Source organism: Vibrio sp. 10N.247.311.14 (genome assembly GCF_041467715.1).
Lineage (GTDB): Bacteria > Pseudomonadota > Gammaproteobacteria > Enterobacterales > Vibrionaceae > Vibrio > Vibrio crassostreae_C.
The window spans coordinates 51,655-73,307 of sequence record NZ_JBFSVE010000009.1; the positions used below are offsets into that span (position 1 = coordinate 51,655).

At 44.9% G+C, this 21,653-nt stretch carries 14 protein-coding genes; 9 read left to right on the forward strand and 5 right to left on the reverse strand.

Features of this window, described 5'->3' with window-relative positions; genetic code table 11:
- Positions 1-14 precede the first annotated feature (14 nt).
- The 3 genes from AB6F11_RS05095 (at position 15) to AB6F11_RS05105 (ending at position 5,311) form a co-directional block, all read left to right on the forward strand.
- Positions 15-3,107, forward strand: a complete 3,093-nt coding sequence (locus AB6F11_RS05095; protein ID WP_102394261.1) for a tetrathionate reductase subunit A — start codon at positions 15-17, stop codon at positions 3,105-3,107.
- Between the two features lie 491 nt (positions 3,108-3,598).
- Complete coding sequence (locus AB6F11_RS05100; RefSeq protein WP_102300028.1) at positions 3,599-4,240, forward strand: c-type cytochrome; 642 nt, start codon at positions 3,599-3,601, stop codon at positions 4,238-4,240.
- Positions 4,241-4,249: 9 nt separating this feature from the next.
- The gene (locus AB6F11_RS05105; protein ID WP_102394260.1) at positions 4,250-5,311 is read left to right on the forward strand and encodes a c-type cytochrome; all 1,062 of its coding nucleotides are present in this window, start codon (positions 4,250-4,252) and stop codon (positions 5,309-5,311) included.
- 158 nt (positions 5,312-5,469) lie between these two features.
- Here the strand turns inward: AB6F11_RS05105 and AB6F11_RS05110 are convergent, their stop codons facing one another.
- Both AB6F11_RS05110 and AB6F11_RS05115 read right to left on the reverse strand, forming a co-directional pair.
- Positions 5,470-6,399 carry a LysR family transcriptional regulator gene (locus AB6F11_RS05110; protein WP_102394259.1) on the reverse strand — a complete coding sequence of 310 codons (930 nt, stop codon included), beginning with the start codon at positions 6,397-6,399 and terminating at the stop codon, positions 5,470-5,472.
- Between the two features lie 26 nt (positions 6,400-6,425).
- Positions 6,426-6,866 carry an Lrp/AsnC family transcriptional regulator gene (locus AB6F11_RS05115; protein WP_009845852.1) on the reverse strand — a complete coding sequence of 147 codons (441 nt, stop codon included), beginning with the start codon at positions 6,864-6,866 and terminating at the stop codon, positions 6,426-6,428.
- Between the two features lie 141 nt (positions 6,867-7,007).
- On the opposite strand from AB6F11_RS05115, the gene AB6F11_RS05120 reads away from it, so the two are divergent.
- Positions 7,008-7,592, forward strand: a complete 585-nt coding sequence (locus tag AB6F11_RS05120) for a LysE family translocator (RefSeq protein ID WP_102320677.1) — start codon at positions 7,008-7,010, stop codon at positions 7,590-7,592.
- A gap of 52 nt (positions 7,593-7,644) precedes the next feature.
- Here AB6F11_RS05120 and AB6F11_RS05125 read toward each other — a convergent pair whose 3' ends face one another.
- Positions 7,645-8,034, reverse strand: coding sequence for a DUF1294 domain-containing protein (locus AB6F11_RS05125; RefSeq protein ID WP_102320678.1), 390 nt, complete (start codon positions 8,032-8,034; stop codon positions 7,645-7,647).
- Positions 8,035-8,190: 156 nt separating this feature from the next.
- On the opposite strand from AB6F11_RS05125, the gene AB6F11_RS05130 reads away from it, so the two are divergent.
- The 3 genes from AB6F11_RS05130 (at position 8,191) to AB6F11_RS05140 (ending at position 14,785) form a co-directional block, all read left to right on the forward strand.
- Positions 8,191-9,963, forward strand: a complete 1,773-nt coding sequence (locus AB6F11_RS05130) for an alpha-amylase family glycosyl hydrolase (RefSeq protein WP_102394258.1) — start codon at positions 8,191-8,193, stop codon at positions 9,961-9,963.
- A 353-nt stretch (positions 9,964-10,316) separates the two neighbouring features.
- A complete protein-coding gene (pulA, locus tag AB6F11_RS05135) occupies positions 10,317-14,021 on the forward strand; it encodes a pullulanase-type alpha-1,6-glucosidase (RefSeq protein WP_104216185.1) in 3,705 nt (1,234 codons plus the stop codon).
- A 434-nt stretch (positions 14,022-14,455) separates the two neighbouring features.
- A complete protein-coding gene (locus AB6F11_RS05140; protein WP_104216186.1) occupies positions 14,456-14,785 on the forward strand; it encodes a hypothetical protein in 330 nt (109 codons plus the stop codon).
- Between the two features lie 102 nt (positions 14,786-14,887).
- On the opposite strand, the gene AB6F11_RS05145 is transcribed toward AB6F11_RS05140, so the two are convergent.
- Positions 14,888-15,712: a MalM family protein gene (locus AB6F11_RS05145; protein WP_104216187.1), complete on the reverse strand. Its 825-nt coding sequence runs from the start codon at positions 15,710-15,712 to the stop codon at positions 14,888-14,890.
- Between the two features lie 165 nt (positions 15,713-15,877).
- Positions 15,878-17,161 (reverse strand): maltoporin LamB, encoded by a 1,284-nt coding sequence (lamB, locus tag AB6F11_RS05150; protein ID WP_170964252.1) that lies wholly within the window; start codon positions 17,159-17,161, stop codon positions 15,878-15,880.
- A gap of 434 nt (positions 17,162-17,595) precedes the next feature.
- Between lamB and glgX the strand changes: the two genes are divergently transcribed.
- Complete coding sequence (gene glgX / locus AB6F11_RS05155; protein ID WP_104216189.1) at positions 17,596-19,581, forward strand: glycogen debranching protein GlgX; 1,986 nt, start codon at positions 17,596-17,598, stop codon at positions 19,579-19,581.
- Positions 19,582-19,821: 240 nt separating this feature from the next.
- Positions 19,822-21,564 carry a diguanylate cyclase gene (locus AB6F11_RS05160; protein WP_102398418.1) on the forward strand — a complete coding sequence of 581 codons (1,743 nt, stop codon included), beginning with the start codon at positions 19,822-19,824 and terminating at the stop codon, positions 21,562-21,564.
- Positions 21,565-21,653: the final 89 nt, after the last annotated feature.

The following is a 21,653-nucleotide window of genomic DNA, read 5'->3' on the forward strand; positions in this document are numbered from 1 at the left end:
TCTGGGGAATCATCATGGATAACAAACGTCGTCAATTTTTAAAAGCAGGCCTTGCTGCCGGTGGTGTTGGAGCTTTTGCTGCAGGTTATGCGACAACCACAAAACACATGGTTCACGGTGCTCTTGATGGCACCGCGGGTAAGAAAACCAACCACATCCACCACGGTAATTCGTTAGAGACGGAATACAGTGTCGATGAACAAGATAAGATCTCGCCGAATCCAAATCAGCGCGTAGCACCATCAATGTGTTTCGGTTGTTGGACACTGTGTGGCTTGCGTGTACGTATCGATAATCGCAATGACGAAATTTTGCGTATCTCGGGCAATCCCTACCATCCGCTATCAAGTGATCAGCAAATCCCGTTCAAAACACCGGTAAAAGACGCCTACATTGGCTTGTCTGGAGAATCCGGTATCAATAATCGTTCGACAGCCTGCGCCCGTGGTAATGGCATGTTAGAGATTCAAAACAGCCCATACCGAATCACTCAACCGCTCAAACGTGTCGGTAAACGTGGTGAAGGCAAGTGGGAACCGATCAGCTACGAGCAACTAATCACTGAGATCACCGAAGGTGGTGACTTGTTCGGTGAAGGCGAAGTGGAAGGCTTACGATCGATTCGCGATATCGAAACACCACTTGATCCAAACAACCCTGAATACGGTCCCAAAGCCAACCAATTGTTGGTGACGAATGCTGGTAATGAAGGCCGTGATGACATCTTGAAGCGCTTTGCATTCAACAGCTATGGTACACGAAACTTCGGTCACCACGGCTCTTACTGTGGCTACGCATTCCGTGCAGGTTCAGGTGCGATCATGAACGATCTAGACAAGTTCTCGCACTTAAAACCAGATTTCAACAACGCAGAGTTCATTCTTTTCATCGGTATGTCTCCGGCTCAAGCGGGTAACCCGTTCAAGCGTCAAGCAAGACAATTGGCTGAGGCTCGTACCAACGGAAAACTGAGCTACACCATAGTGACTCCGAGCCTTCCTGCAGGATCTTCAAGCCTTGCTGCGGGCGATCGCAACAACTGGCTACCGATCAAACCTGGCACCGATTCAGCATTAGTATTGGGCATGATCCAATGGATCATCGAGAACCAACGCTACAATCACGACTTCTTGTCTCGCCCAAGTACGCAAGCGATGCAAAAAGCAGGCACCACGCATTGGTGTAATGCTTCACACCTTGTAATCAGTGACGAAGCACACCCACAAAACGGGCGTATGCTTCGCGCATCGGATGTGGGTTTGCTAGAAACAGGCGAACCGATGTCTGACGATGATGGATTTATCGCACTAGATGTGACAACGTCACTATTATCATCGCATATTCAGGTGAATGAAGCGGCTCTGTTCGTCGATCAAGACGTAGAAATTGATGGTCAAACCGTTCGTGTGAAATCTTCTCTACAAAGATTGAAGGAAGAAGCCTTCAAATATGACCTTGCTTACTACAGCGAGCAGTGTGAGATTCCACAAGACCAGATTATTGCACTGGCGAAACGCTTCACCAGCTACGGAACGAAAGCAGTTGTTGATACTCATGGTGGCAACATGCACACCAACGGCTTCTACAACTCGTTCTCTATCCTAATGCTGAACGCGCTGATTGGTAACATCAATGCAAAAGGCGGGGCGATGGCGAAAGCGGGCGGCTACCCAACTTCGGTTGCTGGCCCACGTTATGACTTTACCAAGTTCAAAGGCAAGACTAAGCCTCAAGGTGTGTTCTTATCTCGCAGCAAATTCCCGTATCACAAGACCAGCGAATACAAGCGTCGTGTTGCGGCAGGTGAATCACCTTACCCGACACGCGCGCCGTGGTATCCAATATCAGCGCCGCTTTTAACCGAGCATTTATCAGCTGCGATTGATGGCTATCCTTACCGCGCAAAAGCGTGGATCAACCACATGGCTAATCCACTTTATGGCGTTCCAGGCTTAGATAACTTACTAGGTGAAAAGCTTAAGGATCCAAAGCAACTGGGTTTGATCGTGTCTATCGATGCCTTCATCAATGAAACGACAGCGTTATCGGATTACCTTGTGCCAGACACGGTTACCTACGAAAGCTGGGGCATGGCAACACCATGGCATGGTGTTGCGACCAAAGCGATCACCGCTCGCTGGCCGATAGTTGAGCCTAAAACCTCACGCACTCAAGATGGGCGCGCCATCAACCTAGAGAACTTCTTTATTGATGTTGCAAAAACACTTAGCTTAGGTGGCTTTGGCGATAACGTAATCAAAGACAGCCAAGGTAACTGGCACGGCATCCATAGTGCGGAAGATTTCTACCTACGCTCTGCGGCTAATCTAGCGTTCGTTAAAGGCGGAGTGCCGAATGTAGATGCCGAAGATATCGTTTGGTCTGGTCTAGAGCGCCTAGTGCCTGTGATGAACAAAACGCTTAAACCAGAAGAGATGCTCAAAGTGGCGTATATCTTTGCGCGTGGCGGTCGTTTTGAAGACGCAACCAATGCCTACACCAATGAAACCATGAAATACAAATGGACCAAACCTTTGGCTATCTGGAATGAAAAGCTGGGTACCTCTCGCAACACCATCAGCGGCGAGCAGTACATGGGTTGCCCAACGTGGTATCCACAAAAATTGGCAGACGGCACGCCATTGGCAGAGCAGTTCCCGACCAAAGAGTGGCCATTTACTCTGACCAACTTTAAATCCAACATTCACAGTGCAGTATCTAACTTGTCACCACGTTTGGAGTCTATCAAAGGCGTGAACCCAGTTTACATTCACCCGCAAGACGCCTCTTCTGCTGGCATCAAAACAGGCGACGTATTTGCCATTGAAACACCGAGTTCAACCACACACGCGTTGGCGATGGTGATTGATGGCATCAAACAAGGCACATTGGGCTTTGAACACGGCTTTGGACACAAAGAGCTCGGTGAACGTGCACACTGGATTGGTGACACACAACAACCAGTGAAGATGAAGTCGAACGATGGCGTTAACATCAATGATATAGGCTTGATTGACCCGACGAGAGAAGGCAAAGGCGTGATGTTAGATTGGGTTGTGGGTGCAGCAGCAAGACAAGCGCTTCCGGCTAAGATCTACAAAGTCTAATCAGTGATCCAACATATATCCCTAGTCATTCCTGAATAGGAACACAACAGAGCAACTTCGTCATTCGAGGTTGCTCTGCTTTTTTAGCAGTCAATACATCGACAGCATTCAATCGACAACATCCAATCCGCAACATTCAACCCAACCCGCAACATTCAACCCAACCCGCAACAAACACTCTTCACTTCTCTTTTCTTCCCTTCATCACAACTTTTTAAGCCCGCATCTATAAAGCAGCTATGCTTATACAATCGGTGCCATAAAAGAGCCTTAACAAGCAGTTACACCGAGGCGAACATGGCAGTTTCCTTGCATTTCGTAAACAGCGATTGGATTAGCCTGACGGAATTCACATCAATACCATTATGGTGGTTGAGGTTATTAATGTGAGACCTCCCTCAAATTCAAAGTGAATTAATGTGGAAATCCACAATAGCGCGAACAATCAATTATGTCGAAAATGCGTGCACTACAACCAATAGCGACGCCTCATGACTAAGCTGAAAATTAAAACTCAAACATTAACGCTTTGTATCGCAGCTCTGGGAAGCCTTTCTTTATCTGGTTTTGCACAAGCAGCGCCTAATCCAATGCCAGAAGCTGCAGAAACCTGTAGTGGCTGCCACCAAGTTGACGGTAAAGGCATGCCCAACATTGCCCCTATGCTAGCTGGGCTCAATGCTGACTACCTTGAACATCAACTGGTTCTTTTCTCTAGTGGTGAGCGTCAAAGCGCGATCATGAAGGGCATGGCGGATGGTGTGTCTGATCCTGCTATTCGTCGTGAAGTAGCAGAGTACTTTGCTTCACTACCTTCATACGAATTCAGCGATTTAGAACAGCGCGGCTCACAAGCGGATATTGATAACCCCTACCGTAAGCTTGTATTCCAAGGCGATTGGGATCGAAACATTCCTGCTTGTGCAACCTGCCACGGCCCAAGTGGTATGGGCGTAGACAAATTCCCACGCCTAGCGAGCCAGCACGCCGACTACATTCAAACTCAGCTCAATGCTTGGAAAAACGGCACTCGTAAGGGTGATGATTTGAACATGATGGGCAACATCGCCGGTAAGTTAACTGACGATGAAATCAAAAACCTGTCTTACTACTTCGCATCTTTCCGATACTAAAGGGCTCGTATGAAAACATTACTTTTAATTACCGCAACCCTTGCCTCTGGAATCGCTTATGCCGAAGCAGAGTTGCCTGATCGTCAAACCGAACTGCCAGCAGTTGAGAAACCTCAAGATAACAAATATCTGGTACCACGAGGCTTGGTTGATATCCCTGCTGGGGAATTTGGTGACAAAGTCAAACTGGGCTATTCGCTGTTTGTCGATTCTCAGCAGATGCGTGGGACGTTCGTAGGCAATGAACAAAACTGTGTAAACTGCCACATGCAAGCGGGCATGAAGGCAAATGCTGCACCTCTTTGGGGAGCGTACATGGCTTACCCTACTTACCGTAAGAAAAACGACAAGGTAAACAGCTACGCAGAACGTATCCAAGGTTGTTTTACCTATTCAATGAATGGCTTACCACCAGCAGTAGGCTCAAAAGAGATGGTCGCGCTTACGGCCTACTCATACTGGTTGGCGATGGGTGGCATCTTAGATAAGAACGGCATGCAAGACACGCCCGTCCCTGAGATCAGCGATGCAGATTTACAAGTCGGAGGAAAAGCGGAAAGCTTCCCTCTTCCTGAAGAGCTGCTAAGCAAATACCCAATTGATGACAGAAGCAAGTTGGCCGGTCGTGGCTACCCTAAGATTGCTAACCCTGAACAAGAGCCGTCGATAGCGCGTGGTGAAAAGGTTTACCAAACCAGCTGCCAAACCTGTCATGGTCAAAATGGAGAAGGAATTAAAGGGGCTGATGGTCGCTCATACCTGCCACCACTTTGGGGCGAAAACTCATTCAACTGGGGCGCAGGTATGCACCGAGTGAACACCGCCGCGTACTTCATCTATGAAAACATGCCGCTTGGAAAGAGCCAACAGCTTTCAATTCAGGATGCATGGGATGTGGCCGCGTTTGTGAACAGTCATGAACGCCCACAAGACCCACGATACAAGGGTGATGTTGCAGGCAATGCTAAGCGTTACCACAACCACCAAGGTTACTATGGTAAAGAGGTCGACGGTGGTGTGCTGGGTTCTAAAGCGTACCCAAGTGGCAAGGAAGCGATTCACGAGCACTGATCTCGAATCATGAGCCTCTCTTTTCGAAAGTAAGAACTGCTCACGCCTGCTATAGCTAAGCTTTACATTGTAAATCAGTATTCGCCGGAAGAATAAAAAGGAGCCAGATCGTATGACGACCTGGCTCCTTTTTTGTGTTTAAACTTTTAGAAAGACAACTAACCTTGCTGCATCTTCTCCCAAATGGTCGGAGAGCCAATATAGTCTTGAACCGTAGTGATGAATTCTTTGACCAGTTTGGTCTGCTTACGGTGTGGATAGACAGCGTAGATCGCAGTATCGATTGTAGAGATCGGATAATCCGGCAGTAAAGTAACCAAGCCCAGTTCTTTCATTGAGGCATACAGGTTTGATTGATCAAGGAAGCCATAACCTAAACCGTCTTTCACACAAGACACCATGGTACGAACATCACTGACCTTATAGTTGCCACGAATCGTTAGGCTTTGGAAAGTGTTGCCATGCGGCTCTTCACTGATACGCAGATGATCGACCGTCATATCACCATTGGTATAAATCACGGCAGGTAGCGCAAGTAAATCTTGTGGCGTCTTCGGCTCACCATGCTGCTTCACAAAGTCGTTCGAGGCGACCAACATGAAGTTACTGTCGGCAATCTTCTTGGCAATCAAATTCGATTCAACAAGCTTACTAAAGCGAAACGCGATATCGAACTGTCCTGCAATGATGTTGGCGATCTTATCGTCCAACGACAGCACGATCTGAACATCAGAGTACTTTCTCATGAACTGAGTAATGATAGGTTGCAAGTATTGCTGACCAAAATAGATCGGCGACGTAATTCGTAGCACACCTTTGGGTTCAGATTGGTACGAATCAGCAATGCCTTGGATCTGATTGATAGTATCTTTCAGCACATAGGTTTGCGCTAAAATATCTTCCCCTGCCGACGTCAACGAAAACGAGCGTGTAGAGCGGTTAAGCAGCTGAACACCTAAATCTTGCTCGAGCTTTTTGATCTGTTTAGAGAGTGATGAGTTGTCCATGTCATGTAAGGTTGCCGCTTTGGTAAACGACCCTTGTTGAACCACATCTAAGAACAATAACAACTGATTGGTATTTGGCACTGTGCCTCTCCTGAATTAAAACTCGACTAGCGTTCGTCTTTGGGTGTATCCATCACAACCATGGTCGTAATAGATTGCACCTGAGCACATTCCCCAAGCACATCGGCATGAAACTTCTTATAGCCCGGTAGATCTTTGGTTTCTACCCTTAGCAAGTATTCGTTGGCACCGGTAATGTTGTGACACTCCACTACCTCCTTTTCCATACTGACGTGCTGTTCAAACTCCAGCTGAGCCGCTTTGCTATGGCTTGATAACCCAATCGAAACATAAGCAATAAAACCGACCCCCATTAGCCCATTATCCAGAACCGCACGGTAACCTTGAATGATGCCTTTACGCTCAAGATCCTGGACGCGTCTTAAGGTCGCAGAAGCCGACAAGCCAATCCGTTCTGAAAGCTCAATGTTGGAGATTCTGCCGTCCAATTTAAGCTCTTGCAATATCCTTTCGTCAAATCTGTCCATAAGTACTTATTATTGCGCATTTAGTGATAATAGAGGAAATAAAAGCACATAATTGCCCCACTTTCCACCTACTATGTTTCTCAACACGTGAAAGTCATGACCGGTCAGTCACTTCGTTCATTTTTTTGCTGGAGAACCATAATGCCTTTAGAACAACTGAGCGCACTTGCCTTGTTTGCGTTCGTCTCGACCTTCACGCCGGGTCCAAATAACATCATGCTTATGACATCAGGAGCAAATGTTGGCTTTGCCCGCACTATTCCGCACATGCTTGGCATTGCTCTAGGGTTTGCAGCCATGTTGCTGCTGGTTGGCTTCGGTTTAATGGGTATTTTCAACGCTTATCCGGTTACGCACCAAATATTAAAGTACCTGAGCCTTGCTTACTTGGTTTACCTAGCGATTAAAATAGCAAAGAGTGGAAAAGCTAAAAGCACTGAAGCTTATAAACCGATGACCTTCATTGGCGCGGCAAGTTTTCAGTGGGTTAATCCGAAAGGTTGGTCAATGGCACTGACAGCCATTTCTGTTTATAGCAGCGGTAGTTCATGGTGGGAGCTTGCGATCATCGCAGGTATCTTCACGCTCGCCAACTTACCATCCGTGACATTCTGGACAGCGGCAGGTAAACAACTGCAACACTGGTTAACAACACCAGTCCGTATCAAAAGCTTCAACTACGGTATGGCAGGCTTGCTGTTAGCCTCAACGATTCCGATGTTATAACAAAATAGCTTTCCTATGATGGTTAGTAAGTGATTACTAGCCATCAATTTCATTACAAGTATCCAATAACCTCGCTAAGCCAACGTCCAAACGTCGCCTGCCCGCTCGGGGTTAGTGTCCACACAAACGCCGCAACATTCACTGCCACTGTCACCCAATATATCGCTCTGAACGGCTGTTTCTGCGTTTTATGACGCAGCTTATCTTGAGCGATCAACGCCCCTAGCCAACCACCAGCAACAGAAAAAATATGCAGGGTTTTCTCTGGCACACGCCAATTGCCATTGATCGCTGCTCGCTTGTCCTTCGCGTACACAAAAAACGTCACCACACCGATAACCAAATACCACACCAACAGCGCTTTAGAACTTTCTGCAAACAACACAGATACCGCCACCAGAACCAAATAGGTGATAACGATTTGAATAGATGAAGACAACATGACTCCTTTTGGGCAACAGCTCACATACTGTAGCGATTACGCCCTGTAGATTTTGATAAGGATGAGTAAGGCATATTGTAATTCGGTTAGCCTGCAAAGAATAAACAAGCCCTTTCATCCCTACATAACATGATGGAAGTTAAAGGAATTATAAATATGTACAACCAAAAGTACGCCATCTACCAAGTTTTTACGCGTTTATTTGGCAATAAAAACACCCAACATGTTCCATGGGGCACAATCGAGCAAAATGGCGTCGGTAAGTTCAGTGATTTTACCGACAAAGCGCTGTCTGAAATCCGCAAACTCGGTATGACTCATATTTGGTATACCGGAGTGCCACATCATGCGCTCATCAATGACTACAAGCACCTTGGTATTTCAGACGATCACCCTAGCGTGGTAAAAGGCCGTGCGGGATCACCATATGCCGTCAAAGACTACTATTCCGTAAACCCAGATCTCGCAGACAACCCTGAATGCCGACTAGAGGAGTTCGAGGCACTAATCAAAAGAAGTCACGACAATGGTTTAAAAGTGATTATCGATATCGTACCGAATCACGTTGCGCGTCATTATAAAGGCTTAAACAACCCAGAAGGTGTCAGTGACTTCGGCGCTCAAGATGACACAACGCTGGAATACCACAAAGACAATAACTTCTACTACATTCCCAACAGCACCTTTGAATTGCCAGACATAGAGCCCGCCTTTACGCCGCTAGGTGGTGAACAGCATCCCAACCTAAACTCCCCGTTTATAGAGACGCCCGCCAAATGGACAGGTAACGGCTCACGTTTAGCCAAGCCTAGTTTCGATGATTGGTATGAAACGGTGAAAATCAATTATGGCATGCGACCAGACGGTTCAAAAGACTTCCCTGAACTACCGAGTGACTATGCTCAACGCAATTACATGGATCATTTCCGTTTCTGGGAATCTGTTTATGTGCCTAACTCTTGGGCTAAATTCCGAGATATCGCCTTGTTTTGGTTGAATAAAGGTGTTGATGGGTTTCGCTACGATATGGCTGAGATGGTTCCAGTCGAATTTTGGAGCTACCTTAATTCATCTATAAAGATGAAAAACCAAGATGCCTTTTTAATGGCTGAGGTGTACCAACCGGACTTATATCGCGACTATATCCACTTAGGCAAAATGGACTACCTCTATGACAAAGTAGATCTGTACGACGGTCTAAAAGACATCATGCTAGGCAATACTTCCACGGCTATCATCCCCAAAATCCAACATCAAATGATGGATATTGAACATCACATGCTGCACTTCTTGGATAACCATGATGAACAACGCATCGCGTCTCCTGAATTTGTAGGTGACCCAAATATAGCGAAGCCTGCAATGCTAGTCAGCGCGTTATTGAGTAGTTCTCCAACCATGATCTACTTTGGGCAAGAAGTCGGCGAACCGGGCGCGGAGAATGCAGGCTTTGGACAGCCCTCACGAACTTCCATATTTGACTACATCGGAGTCCCACAACACCAAAAGTGGATGAACCACGGCGCATTCGATGGCGGGCTATTAGACGAAAACGAAAAGCAGCTGCGTCACTTCTATCAAAAGGTAATGAACTTTTCGCTAGAGCACTCATCGATAACAGGTGATTACCAAGACTTACACCAGTGCTGTAACTTAAGTGATTCAGTCTACGCATTTCTGCGCTCTGACCACCAAGAGCTAACCATTGTTGCAGCTAATTTCAGCCAACATACCACTGAAAATATTCACTTTAAGATTCCAAGTGATGTAATCCAAAAACTCAAATTAGTTGATGGTCGTTACATACTCAATGAATATATTGAAGGCATAGCGCAACAAGTGCTCGACATTGAGAACAGTGTTGGCAGTTTTAATATTGAATTGAAACCGCTGGCGTCTTTGGCTTGGGTGTTATCCTTAAATGGATGATATACCTATCAATATAAATTACCGCACAGCTCGCTTTTAGCTAATTGATAAATAACTTAATTTCCACATTAAATTAACACTCTCTCAATTCGATATATTACTCACAATAATAAGGATGAGCTCTCATCCTTATTAACTACGCCTAGCCTCTACGCCTTACATTATTGATATTATGCAAATGAGTCATTGATCCAATAAATTTAACTTAAACCAAATACAAAGCGTGATATTGACACTAGGTTTCCTATTTTTATATATTAAAAATAACTTTATACATAGCCATCACAAATAGTTGACCTTGGTTAAAGCTAGGATATTCATCTTCATAAAAAGTGAAATATGGATATCAAAACGTGAACAACATAAATATTAATAAAATTATCTCTCTACGAAATACCTTCAACAATACCAAAAAGAAGAGCTTCAAACGCTCTACATTGGCCAAAGCAATGTTACCGCTCTTCACCGCTACTTTGATCGCGGGTTGTGGTAGTGATAATGATAGCGACAACGGTACAGCCCCTGGCAACAGTGGTTTATACCCTGCAGCTGAAAACGAAGTCGTTATTTACTACAAACGCGATGTTGCCGCTGCCAGCTCATCTGGCTCAACTTACGACGGTTGGGGGCTGCACCTTTGGAATGGTGAAGGCTGTACCAGCACAGATTTAGTCGGCATGGGATTAAGTGAAACCGGAACCGACTGGAACAGCCCTTACGAATATGATGGTATCAGCGATACTTACGGTGCCTATTATGTGTTGAAAGTTGACCCAGATGCCTCTGACCCACACAAATGCATGAACTTCATCTTGCACAATGGTGATGAGAAAGCATTTGGCAGTGCCAATTCTAAAGTCGAGTTAACTAAGCTTGGCGATTCACAAGGCGTATTTGGTTTCCATGGCAGCAGCGAGTTGTACTACGACCCTATTTCAGAGCGACCAGTCAATATTGATGGTCAAAAAGCACACTGGCTAGATGCAACCACAATTGGTTGGGAAGCGGCTAGCAATGCAGACTCTGTGAAGCTTTTCTATGCACTAGACAACAGCATCACAATGAACGATGACAAAGAGATTGTCGGTGGAACTGCAATTGAACTAAGCAAAGACGGAGAACTATCTTCTGAATTGAAAGAGCGTTTCCGACACCTTGCAAGCTTACCTGCCCTAGCTATCGATGTTGACGACAGCACACTTCGCACTATTTTAAAATCTCAGATAATTTTTGTTGCCTACAATGCCAATGGCGATGTTATCTCTTCAACTGAGGTTCAAAAACCTGGTGTGCTTGATGCGGTATTTGCTAGCGAAGATGCTGGTAATGCAATGGCTGAAGAACTAGGCGCAATTGTTGAAGGCAGTGCGGCGACCTTCAAGCTTTGGGCACCAACCGCGCAAGATGTAGAACTCGTTCTATACAGTGAAGATCTGCTAAGTTCACAAGTAATCCCGATGACGGAAAACACTGAGACAGGCATTTGGGCGACTGATGCCGTGTCTAATGCAGTGAACAGTTATTACCGTTACCAAGTGAAGGTTTATCACCCAACCACAGGCAATATCGAAACTCGCCTTGTGACAGACCCATACTCTCTCAGTTTGTCAAAGAACTCAGCATACTCTCAAGTGATTGACCTGAATGATTCAACCTTGAAACCAGCGAACTGGGACAACTACCAACGACCAACCGTAGAGAAAGACGAAGACCACGTACTTTACGAATCACACCTACGTGACTTTAGTTTCAGCGATAAGCTCGGCACAGCTAGCCTAAATGGCAAGTACCTCGCTCTTACAGAAGCCGATCGTGAGTCGGTCAAACACCTACAAGCTCTCCAAGAAGCAGGTTTAACTACGCTGCATATCTTACCAGCATTTGATATCGCTACCGTCGATGAAGATGCCGCGAGCCGTGTTGATATCACCGACACCGTAGGAAAACTGTGTGATGTAAAACCGACAGCTACCTTATGTGGAAGCGAAGACGAAAACAAAGTCATCGAAGACGTACTCGATGGTTATGACCCTTCAACGGGTGACGCACAAGCATTAATGAATGACCTTCGTATGCTTGATAGCTTCAACTGGGGCTACGACCCATTCCATTACACAGTTCCTGAGGGAAGTTACGCGACCGATCCTAATGGTTCTCAGCGTATTCTCGAATTCCGTCAGATGGTCAAAGCTACGCACGACATGGATCTTAAGCTGATCATGGACGTGGTATACAACCACACCAATGCGTCTGGTGTGAACGATAAGTCGGTACTGGATAAGATTGTCCCTGGGTACTACCACCGTCTTAACGTCAACACTGGTGGCGTAGAAAACTCGACTTGTTGTGACAACACTGCGACCGAAAACCTGATGATGGGTAAATTGATGGTCGACTCACTTAAGGTGTGGGCTGACGACTACAAAGTGGATGGTTTCCGTTTTGACTTGATGGGCCACCAGCCAAAAGATGTAATGGTCGAAGCATTGGAAGAAGTGCGCAAAATCGACCCGAATACTCTGTTCTACGGGGAAGGCTGGGACTTTGGTGAAGTCGCCAACAACGCCCGCTTCGATCAAGCGAACCAAATCAACATGGCAGGTACAGAAATCGGTACCTTCTCAGACCGTTTGCGTGACGCCGTTCGTGGTGGTAGCCCATTCGATGGTGGTGTCGACTCAGAAGGGAACCACCCACTTCGCTTTAACCAAGGCTTTGGTAACGCAGCGATTGCCAACGAAGAAACCAAAGTTGATCAAGATTCGATCAATGGTCGTTTACATAACCAAGACCTTGTTCGTTTAGGTATGGCAGGTAACCTCGCAGAATACGTACTGATTGATTACAAAGGCGATACCAAACTGGGTAAAAACGTTGATTACAACGGCGCGCCAGCTGGTTACACCAAGATGCCTTCCGAGAACATCTCTTACGTTTCCAAACACGATAACCAAACACTTTGGGATAACAACGCTTACAAGATCGCCACTGGTACTAGCTCTGCAGAGCGTGCGCGTATGCAGTCTGTATCGCTTTCTACCGTGATGCTAGGCCAAGGCATACCATTCATCCATATGGGTTCTGAACTGCTACGATCTAAGTCTATGCAGCGCGATTCTTACGATTCTGGTGACTGGTACAACCGCGTCATGTTTGATGGGACGGACAACAACTGGAATGTTGGCTTACCTCGTGAAGATAAAGATGGTGCAAACTGGGATCTGATCAAAACAATCATTGCTGACAGCGCGGCTAAACCAGACTCAGACGACATTGAGCTGACTAAGCAGCAATTCCTAGAGCTATTAAAGATCCGTAGCTCAAGCGAACTGTTCCGCTTAGATACAGCTGACGAAGTCATGAAGCGTGTCGACTTCCGTAACGTTGGCGAAGATCAAGTCGAAGGCCTGATTGTCATGTCGATCGATGATGGCGTGTCTGCGGGCGACGATCTTGACCCTGCAAATGATGCGATTGTCGCGGTTGTAAACTCAACCAATAAACCTCAATCGTTCAAAATCACAGGAGCAACCGGCTTTGCACTGCACACCGTTCAACAAAATTCTGAAGATGACATTGTAAAAGGAGCAAGCTTCGCCGCTGAAACCTTCACAGTACCTGCATTAACCACCGCTGTATTTGTACAGGCACAAGGCGATGCGCAAGGTGTCGGTCTGCCAGTCGATAACTCAGATAAAGATGTATCTAGCATTCCGCCATACGGGCAAACAACGGTTTACGTTAAAGGTGACATGAATGGATGGGGCGCAACGGATGATTGGGCAATGAGCTTTGTTGCTAATGGGGTTTACTCTGTAACGGGTACTTTGGAAGCGGGAGACTATGGCTTCAAGTTTGCAGATGCAGATTGGAAAACACCTAACTTTGGTTGTGATTCAGTTGAACTTGCTGATGGATCAATCGACCTAGGTACTGATGCTGATGGTAACTGCCAACTAAGCGTAACAGAAGCTGGTAGCTATACATTCACTCTGAATGCGATTCACGAGCTGGATGACGACGTAGATGGCCCAGTTGTTTCAGTAACCAAGAATTAAACTATAAAGCTTAGATTCTAATAAAAAGATAATAAAACCAGCGAAAGCTAGCCTTTGGGAGACGTCAGTCTCCCTTTTTTACAACTATTGAACCCAGCAGATTTAAGCAAATAATAAACAACTGCATCGCCCATTAAAATTCGGGGCATTTCCAACCATACTTTATAGCCCCTACATTCGATTACATGGCTGAAAACTTAGAACTAAAGGGAAAGGATATTCCTTAGAACCGTTAAAACCAGATCTTAACGATATATCATAGTAGGAATGCCGCTCTCCCTTAAGTGAACAGAATTAATCCTGGCAGCCTTTTTTGAAGGGTTACGCCCTACAATTACGATTAAAATACACTCAATTCTCGATGTAATATTCTATCAACAGCAAAACACCGCAGTTGTTTGCGGTGTCGTTAAATTTTGATTAGGAAAACTTCCATGAACCGTAAACATATCATCAAAACCATCCAAATGGGCATCGTGACTACAGCATTGATGGGCGGGATGGCTTTGGCTAATACCACTGATCTTGTAGAATCTACCGACGCTGCTCGCGCCCTGGCACATACTCCTAGCACTGCAACAACGCAACAAATACAAGCTGAAAATGCCGCGCACAAACAGGCACTGCAAACACTTGAAAGCAACGGTAATGTTGATCAATATATGGAAATGGATAAAGCAGGGGAAACGACTACTGGTCACGTATCAAAATGCGAAAATACAGAAGTCCCTTTAGGCGAGAAAGTTGCTGAACATTGCAAATAAAAAGCATATACATTAAAGCGGTATTCGATAGGGTTCCTTAGAAGATGCTAACCGATGCTTAACTTACAAGCATTGCACTTTTAAAGGAACCCTTTATCTATATTACTTGGCGTTGACGGCTCGCACAAAGGCTTCTTGTGCACCTTCAATACCAAGGGCTTTTGCTTCATCTAATAAGCTAAGAGCTTTAGGAATATTATCTTCACTTACTGCTGTTTGAATTGCATTGTGGTAGTAAGTTTGTGTTTCTGGTTGAATGGTATCTATCTTAGCAGCCGCTGGCTTAGCGTTAGATTCACTGCTTGAACCAAATGAGAAGAAGCTTGGTTTATCAATCGTAACTTCTACTTTACCAACACTAGCGTTTGGAAGTGGAATATCTTTAACTTCAGGTAGATAATTACCACGCCCTTCTGCATCTAAACGAGCAGGGTGAATCACATCAGTAAAGCCACCGATATCTTTCTGGTCTGTATAAACAATTAAGAAAACAGAGTCTTCAGTACGAGGAGGGAAGAACTCTTTTTCGGCAACAAGTCGATTACCCAGATGCATTCTAGGTTTCTTATATTCAAAGTCATCTTTACCATAACTTTCTAACTCTTTACCGTTTTTATCAAAGATCACTGCACGTGGGACAAATGCTGTATCTCCAATCAAACTTGAAATTGTTAATGAATACTCACCACGATTTGCTGGAAGTTCAACAGCAACCACAGGGCTATTAATAGATTGATAGTTTAGGTGTTGGCTTTCTGGCGTTACATCAAAAACTACAGAACTAGGTAGTTTCATTGCTGCAAATTGAAGGGCAGCAATAGAGTTAACTTGTTCAGCTTGTGCCACTTGCACTTGCTCAACTACTTGTGCAGATTGACAACCAGCCAACGCAACACAGCCACTCAACATTAGAGCTTTAAAATACATAACTCTTCCTTCTTGTTATTTTTTTAAGAAATTTACTAACTTTAATTACCACAAAGAAAACTATTCACCTAGGGAACGATCTGCTTAATCGTACATTCCTTAAAAAAATAGCCGACGCAAGCCGGCTATGAATTAGGACAGTTTAGGATTGGTTACGCTAGGTGATTACCACCAAGCTTCTACTTGGATACCAGCTACGTATTCAGTATCTTCGTTTGTACCGAATGCATTGTCATTTTCAGTATCTAGGATGTACGAACCGTAAACACGGATTTCAGGACGAGCCCAGAAGCTGTCACCCATAGCCCAAGCTTGAGCTACTGTAAATTTAGCGTTACCAAAGTCTTCGACACCATTACCAGCACCGTTAATTTTCTCACCCGCGTTGTAGCCAGCTTCGAATACTGTACGCATAGTGTCGTTCCACTTGTACATTGGACGAGCAACTATAGAGTATTGGTCGATATCTTGCTTAGAAGCACCAATGTCAGAACCAGCTAAGTATGCTAATTGGTGACCCATTTCCCATGATTCGCCTAGGTTCATTACACCCCAGTTGATCAAACGATAACCTGTTGCGTCATTTTGGTCGCCTGAACGGTCGTAGTACGAACCAGCACCCCAGAAGTTAGCAGCTTGAACACCGTAGCCGTTAGTACCGTACTGTAATACAGTTTGGTTAAAGCCATTATCCATACCTTGGTGGATAATACCTGTAACTAGTAGACCGTCATCACCTTTAACTGATTGACCATCAGTTGAAGTAGCGAAGTTGTACGCCATCGCAACTTCTAGAGAAGCGTCAGACCAAAGGCCAATGTTAGCTAAACGAACATCAGCAATGTAGCCAGTTACGTCTTCAGATTCTTTATCAACAACACCCCAAGTAGGAGCATCACCTGGGTTAGCACCAGGTACCCAGCCGTACTTGTCCGTATCAGATGTTTGAGAACCATTATCTTGAATCAATGCAACAGATAATTTCTGGTCGCCAATTGATAGGTTCTCAACACCGCCACCAGTACCAGATGTGTTTAGGAAGTAGAAATCAGTGATGTGGATATCTTTACGTTGGTAGTATGTTTTACCAGCCCAGATAGTTGCTTCTTTATCTGAAGAGATTAGGCCTTTTGCCTTAACAGCAAACTGAGCAACGTTGAAGTCAGCATCTTCCCAACCATTCTCTCCAGGAGCACCAGAAGCGATCATAGACTCAAGGCGCCAAGTTTGCTCACCTGTTTTTAGCTCTTCAGAAAAACCAAACTCAGAGTAGTTGTCATTTTCGTTACCTAGACGACCAATACCGTTTTTATTAACAGATACATCACCAGAACCACTTGCGCTAATACCAGTACCAGCACGCATGTAACCATTAAAGTCAACAGCGAACGCAGAGCCAGCAGCTAGCGTAGTCGCCACTGCAACAGCAATCAAACTTACTTTTTTCATTCTTAACTCCATTAAGGACGATTTATTTTAGGTTTTTATATTTTTGCTCTCTTGCGGCAACCAAAAGCAGTAATGGTAGTCGTAAGATAGAGAGGTTTAGGGTTTCCCCTGATTCGTTTCAACGGGGTCAATATTAAGAGGGGATGACAAGTTTGACTTCCTCCGCCCCTAAGTTAATTAAGGGGGACTAGAGGGGAGTAGAAAATATACAGAATGGTGTTTTAAAGAGGTAGATCACTTAATATAGGAGGAGTAGACAGCACACAGATCTAATTATTCAACATAAGTGAGATCTAGCTCAAATATATAATTTGAACTTCATCGATGAATTATTTTTTTTACCGTAATTAATCTGTGAAGTTGCTTGACCTTACTGTGACAAAGCTTTTTACTTATAGTTCACTGATGTCGATAAACGAACAAGAAATCAAGCAATGACTAGAACGCTCGCTCGCCCTTATCCGCTAGGCGCAACGCTAGGTAACACTGGCTGCAACTTCTCTATTTATTCTCCTGACTGTAAATCTCTTTCACTCGCTCTTTTTGACGAGAACGACGAATTCACCACTTATAAATTGGAAAATGAATACGCTGATATCAGATATGTCTTTATTGATGGTATTAAAGCGGGGCAAAAATACGGCTTCATTGCCGAAACGGACAATGGCCCTATCCTGCTTTCAGACCCGTATGCCAAAGCAATAAGCGAACCGCTCGATTACGTCACGCCATATACCAATGAAAAAAGCTTTGCTATGGCGAAATGTGTCGTTGTTGATGACACCTTCGATTGGCAAGATGTAGAAAAGCCACGCATTAGCCGCGAAGATACCGTTCTTTTTGAAACGCATGTAAAAGGTCTATCTCAACTGCACCCAGAAGTGGCTGCCAATACTAAAGGACGCTACTTAGGGTTAGTGAGCCCTGAAATGCTTGCGTTCTACAAACAGCAAAATATCAACTCTCTACAGCTTTTGCCCATTGCCGCATGCATGCATGAACCACACCTATTAGACATGGGTAAAGTGAACTATTGGGGTTACAACCCATACTTGTTTATGGTGCCTGACCCTCGCTACGCAGAGAAAGATGCCGTAAACGAGTTAAAGACTGCGATTCGCGAACTGCACCGCAATGGCATCGAAGTCATTCTAGACGTGGTGTACAACCACACAGCAGAAGGTGGGGAAGGCGGAACTACCTTCAACCTAAAAGCACTCGATAGCCGCTACTACATTAAACATGGCTGCCATTACGCGAACTTCACTGGCTGTGGAAACACCGTCGACCTTACCCACCAACCTGCACTCAACTTAGTGATGGATACACTTCGGTACTGGGTGAGTGAATTCCAAGTCGACGGCTTCCGTTTTGACTTGGCAGCGACACTGGGGCGCGAAGGTGACAACTACAACCCTGAGGCTGCTTTCTTTAAAGCCGTAGCTCAAGACCCTGTACTTAAAGAAACTAAGTTAATCGCAGAGCCGTGGGATATTGGTCCTAATGGTTATCAAGTGGGTAATTTCCCGCTTGGTTGGAATGAATGCAATGACAAACTAAGAGACATCACACGTAGCTTCTGGCGCGGTGATCAAGGCTATCTGAAAGAGTTTGCGACTCGCTTGATGGGTTCACGTGACATCTATAGCGCTGCGCACTGGCCGTATAAATTAACCGTCAACTACATCACTTACCATGACGGCTTCACCATGCAGGATCTTGTGTCTTACAAGCATAAGCACAACGAAGAGAATGGTGAGAACAACCGCGATGGACACGGCGACAACCGTTCTGAAAACTACGGTGTTGAAGGTGAAACCGAAAACCTGTTAGTGATCGCGACGCGTGAAAAGCAGAAGCGCAACTTCATGGCGAGTCTGCTGTTTGCGTTTGGTATTCCTCATATTTTGACAGCCGATGTGTTATCTCATACTCAAAAAGGTAACAACAACGCTTATTGCCAAGATGGCGTGACCAGCTGGCTTAACTGGGAAGATTCAGAGCGCAAGACTTACTTCAAGACTTGGTTATCTGAAATGATCTCTGCTCGTCAGCAATACATGGTGCCGTTTATTAAGGCATTCAGTGGCGAAAAGCGTAACTCTAACCGCATCTTCTGGAGCCGTGTCGATGGCACACTTATGGAGCATGACGACTGGAACCGCTTAAGCTCAGTCGCTTTGCATTTAGGTATTGGTAAAGATGGCGACGAGTTAATTTATCTTATCAACCAAACCAATGCGCCAGCACGTTTCTCGTTACCGAATGACCGTGAACAAAACTGGGTAACCATCTGTGATACCAACTCGCGAAACGTTAAACCCGGTCATGCAGAAGGTGAAATGTTGTTGTCGCCAACTTCGATGGCAATTTTGCACTATTCGCCAGATCAGGCTGATTTGATTAAAGCAAAAGCTTAGTCAGCTTAATAAAACACCGAAAACCATAGAAGCCAGTTATATTTACAGCTGGCTTTTTTGTTAGCTGAATATCACAAAAATCATTCATCCATATGGAATCATTTGCATTGATGTGGTTAATGAAACTGTTTAGTATTGCCGTACTATAAAAATGAATCTATAACGTCTTTGGATATCATGGCTTTACCTAAAACATTAATTCGGCTTTTTAAACCATACATTATTTTATTAACTGGAGGGATGCTCTATCTTGCTATGACTCAGCTTGAAAAAGTAGAAACAGCAGCAACAGAACAATCATCATCAAACATTCGTATCGCAAGCTCTACCATTCGTTCCAACATCGAAGCCACATTCGGCAAACTCTATTTTTTAGAAACCAGTCTAGGCTTGCCTAAAACGGCTCCAATCGGTGATAAAAAATTCAGAGAATTGAGTGATAATATTCTAAGAAGAACACCAAATTTCTCCGATATCGTTCGATACCAACCTAACTCCCAACATTATGTCTCCACTCGTGGCCTTCCTCTTTCCAATGAACAAATCGCCACAATACAATGGCATTCAATAGACGGTGTTGTAGAAGATTTTTACATCTCTTCCGTTTACCAAAAAGCCGATGGACGATGGGTTTTCGCCGTTAAACACACTGCAGAAAAGCTCAACGAAGAAATATGGATTGAGTTTGATTTAATGCATACCACGCAAGGTTTAAGAGATTTAAAAACGCTTAATAATGGCTATGTATTTGTTGTAGACAGAGCAACAGAGCGACTGGTATTCCACCCGGATCCACAGCGTATCGGTTCTAAATCCATCAGCTTCCATGCAGGGATCAGCCACCAACTCTCACAAGGTGAAACCGTTGGTAAGCACGAATATTACTATCAAGATAACTTCAAAATATCGGTATTTGACGCAGACAACAGCTTAAATTGGGTGTTCATTGCGGGCACTGACCGCCATGACATCTTAACCAGCTCACATCAATTTACGTTGACGGGCTTAGTACTGGGCTCACTCCTGCTATTGTGGATTGGTGCCAACTATCTGGCTTATCGTTTGAACGTGTCCTTGTCGCAACTGAATAAAGTCGATGACCTTGTAAGCTTTAAGCGAGAGTTAAAATCCATACTGGATAGTTTCACCTACCAAAAAGGCATTCAATTCTGTCTCTATCAGCTTGAGAACCACGCATTCAGTACCATCGACTATCACGGAAACAAATCCACGGTACATTGTGACAAAGCCCTTGCAGAGCGATTTACACCGGACACTATGGCTTACCGAAGTGGTAAGTACGCCGATCCACTGGCGTGTAAACTCAAAATACACCAACGTCATTACTGTATTCCTTTGCACTCTCGTCAGCAGTTGATCGCAGTGTTGTACGTAAACGTAAACTTACCGATCAGCCAGAGTATTCTACGAATGATCCGTGATTACACTGAAGTCTCTTTGTCTAACTTACTGCTTCAACATCAATTGAGCAGCAAAGATCTGATGACGCAGTTAGACAATAAGAGCAGTTTCAGCATCGCCATCGAAAACTACGTGAGCGAGCCCGATACCTATGTCGCTCTGCTTGATATCGATAACTTCGACCACGTAAACCGAGCCTACGGTGAAGCGGTTGGCGACAAGATGATCAAGCTGACTGCAGAATCGATACGCAGTTACTTCCCCAAGCCAAAGGGACTTTGCTTGGCTCGTGTTGGAGGAAAGGAGTTCGCAGTATTATTCAAAGCCAATGATGTGAAAGATGCCAAATTCCAGCTAGACCAGTGCAGAGTCGCAATCGCGGAGAAAACCATCGTCACTCCAGATATCACCTTATCGCTAGGGGTTAGCGTGGGATACTCGCAAATAGAGGGTGAAACAGACTCAGCTTTAGCGCTGGCGGAACAAGCGAAACTTATCGCGCAACAACTTGGTAAGAACCGAGTGGAAGGCCATATCAGAGCCGTTGCCAAAGCATCGTAAACCTATACTTACATTTCTGTAGCCACTACAAAGCACCTAGGATTCATACCCTAGGTGCTTTTGTTTTTATGGAAAGTCATTACAATGCG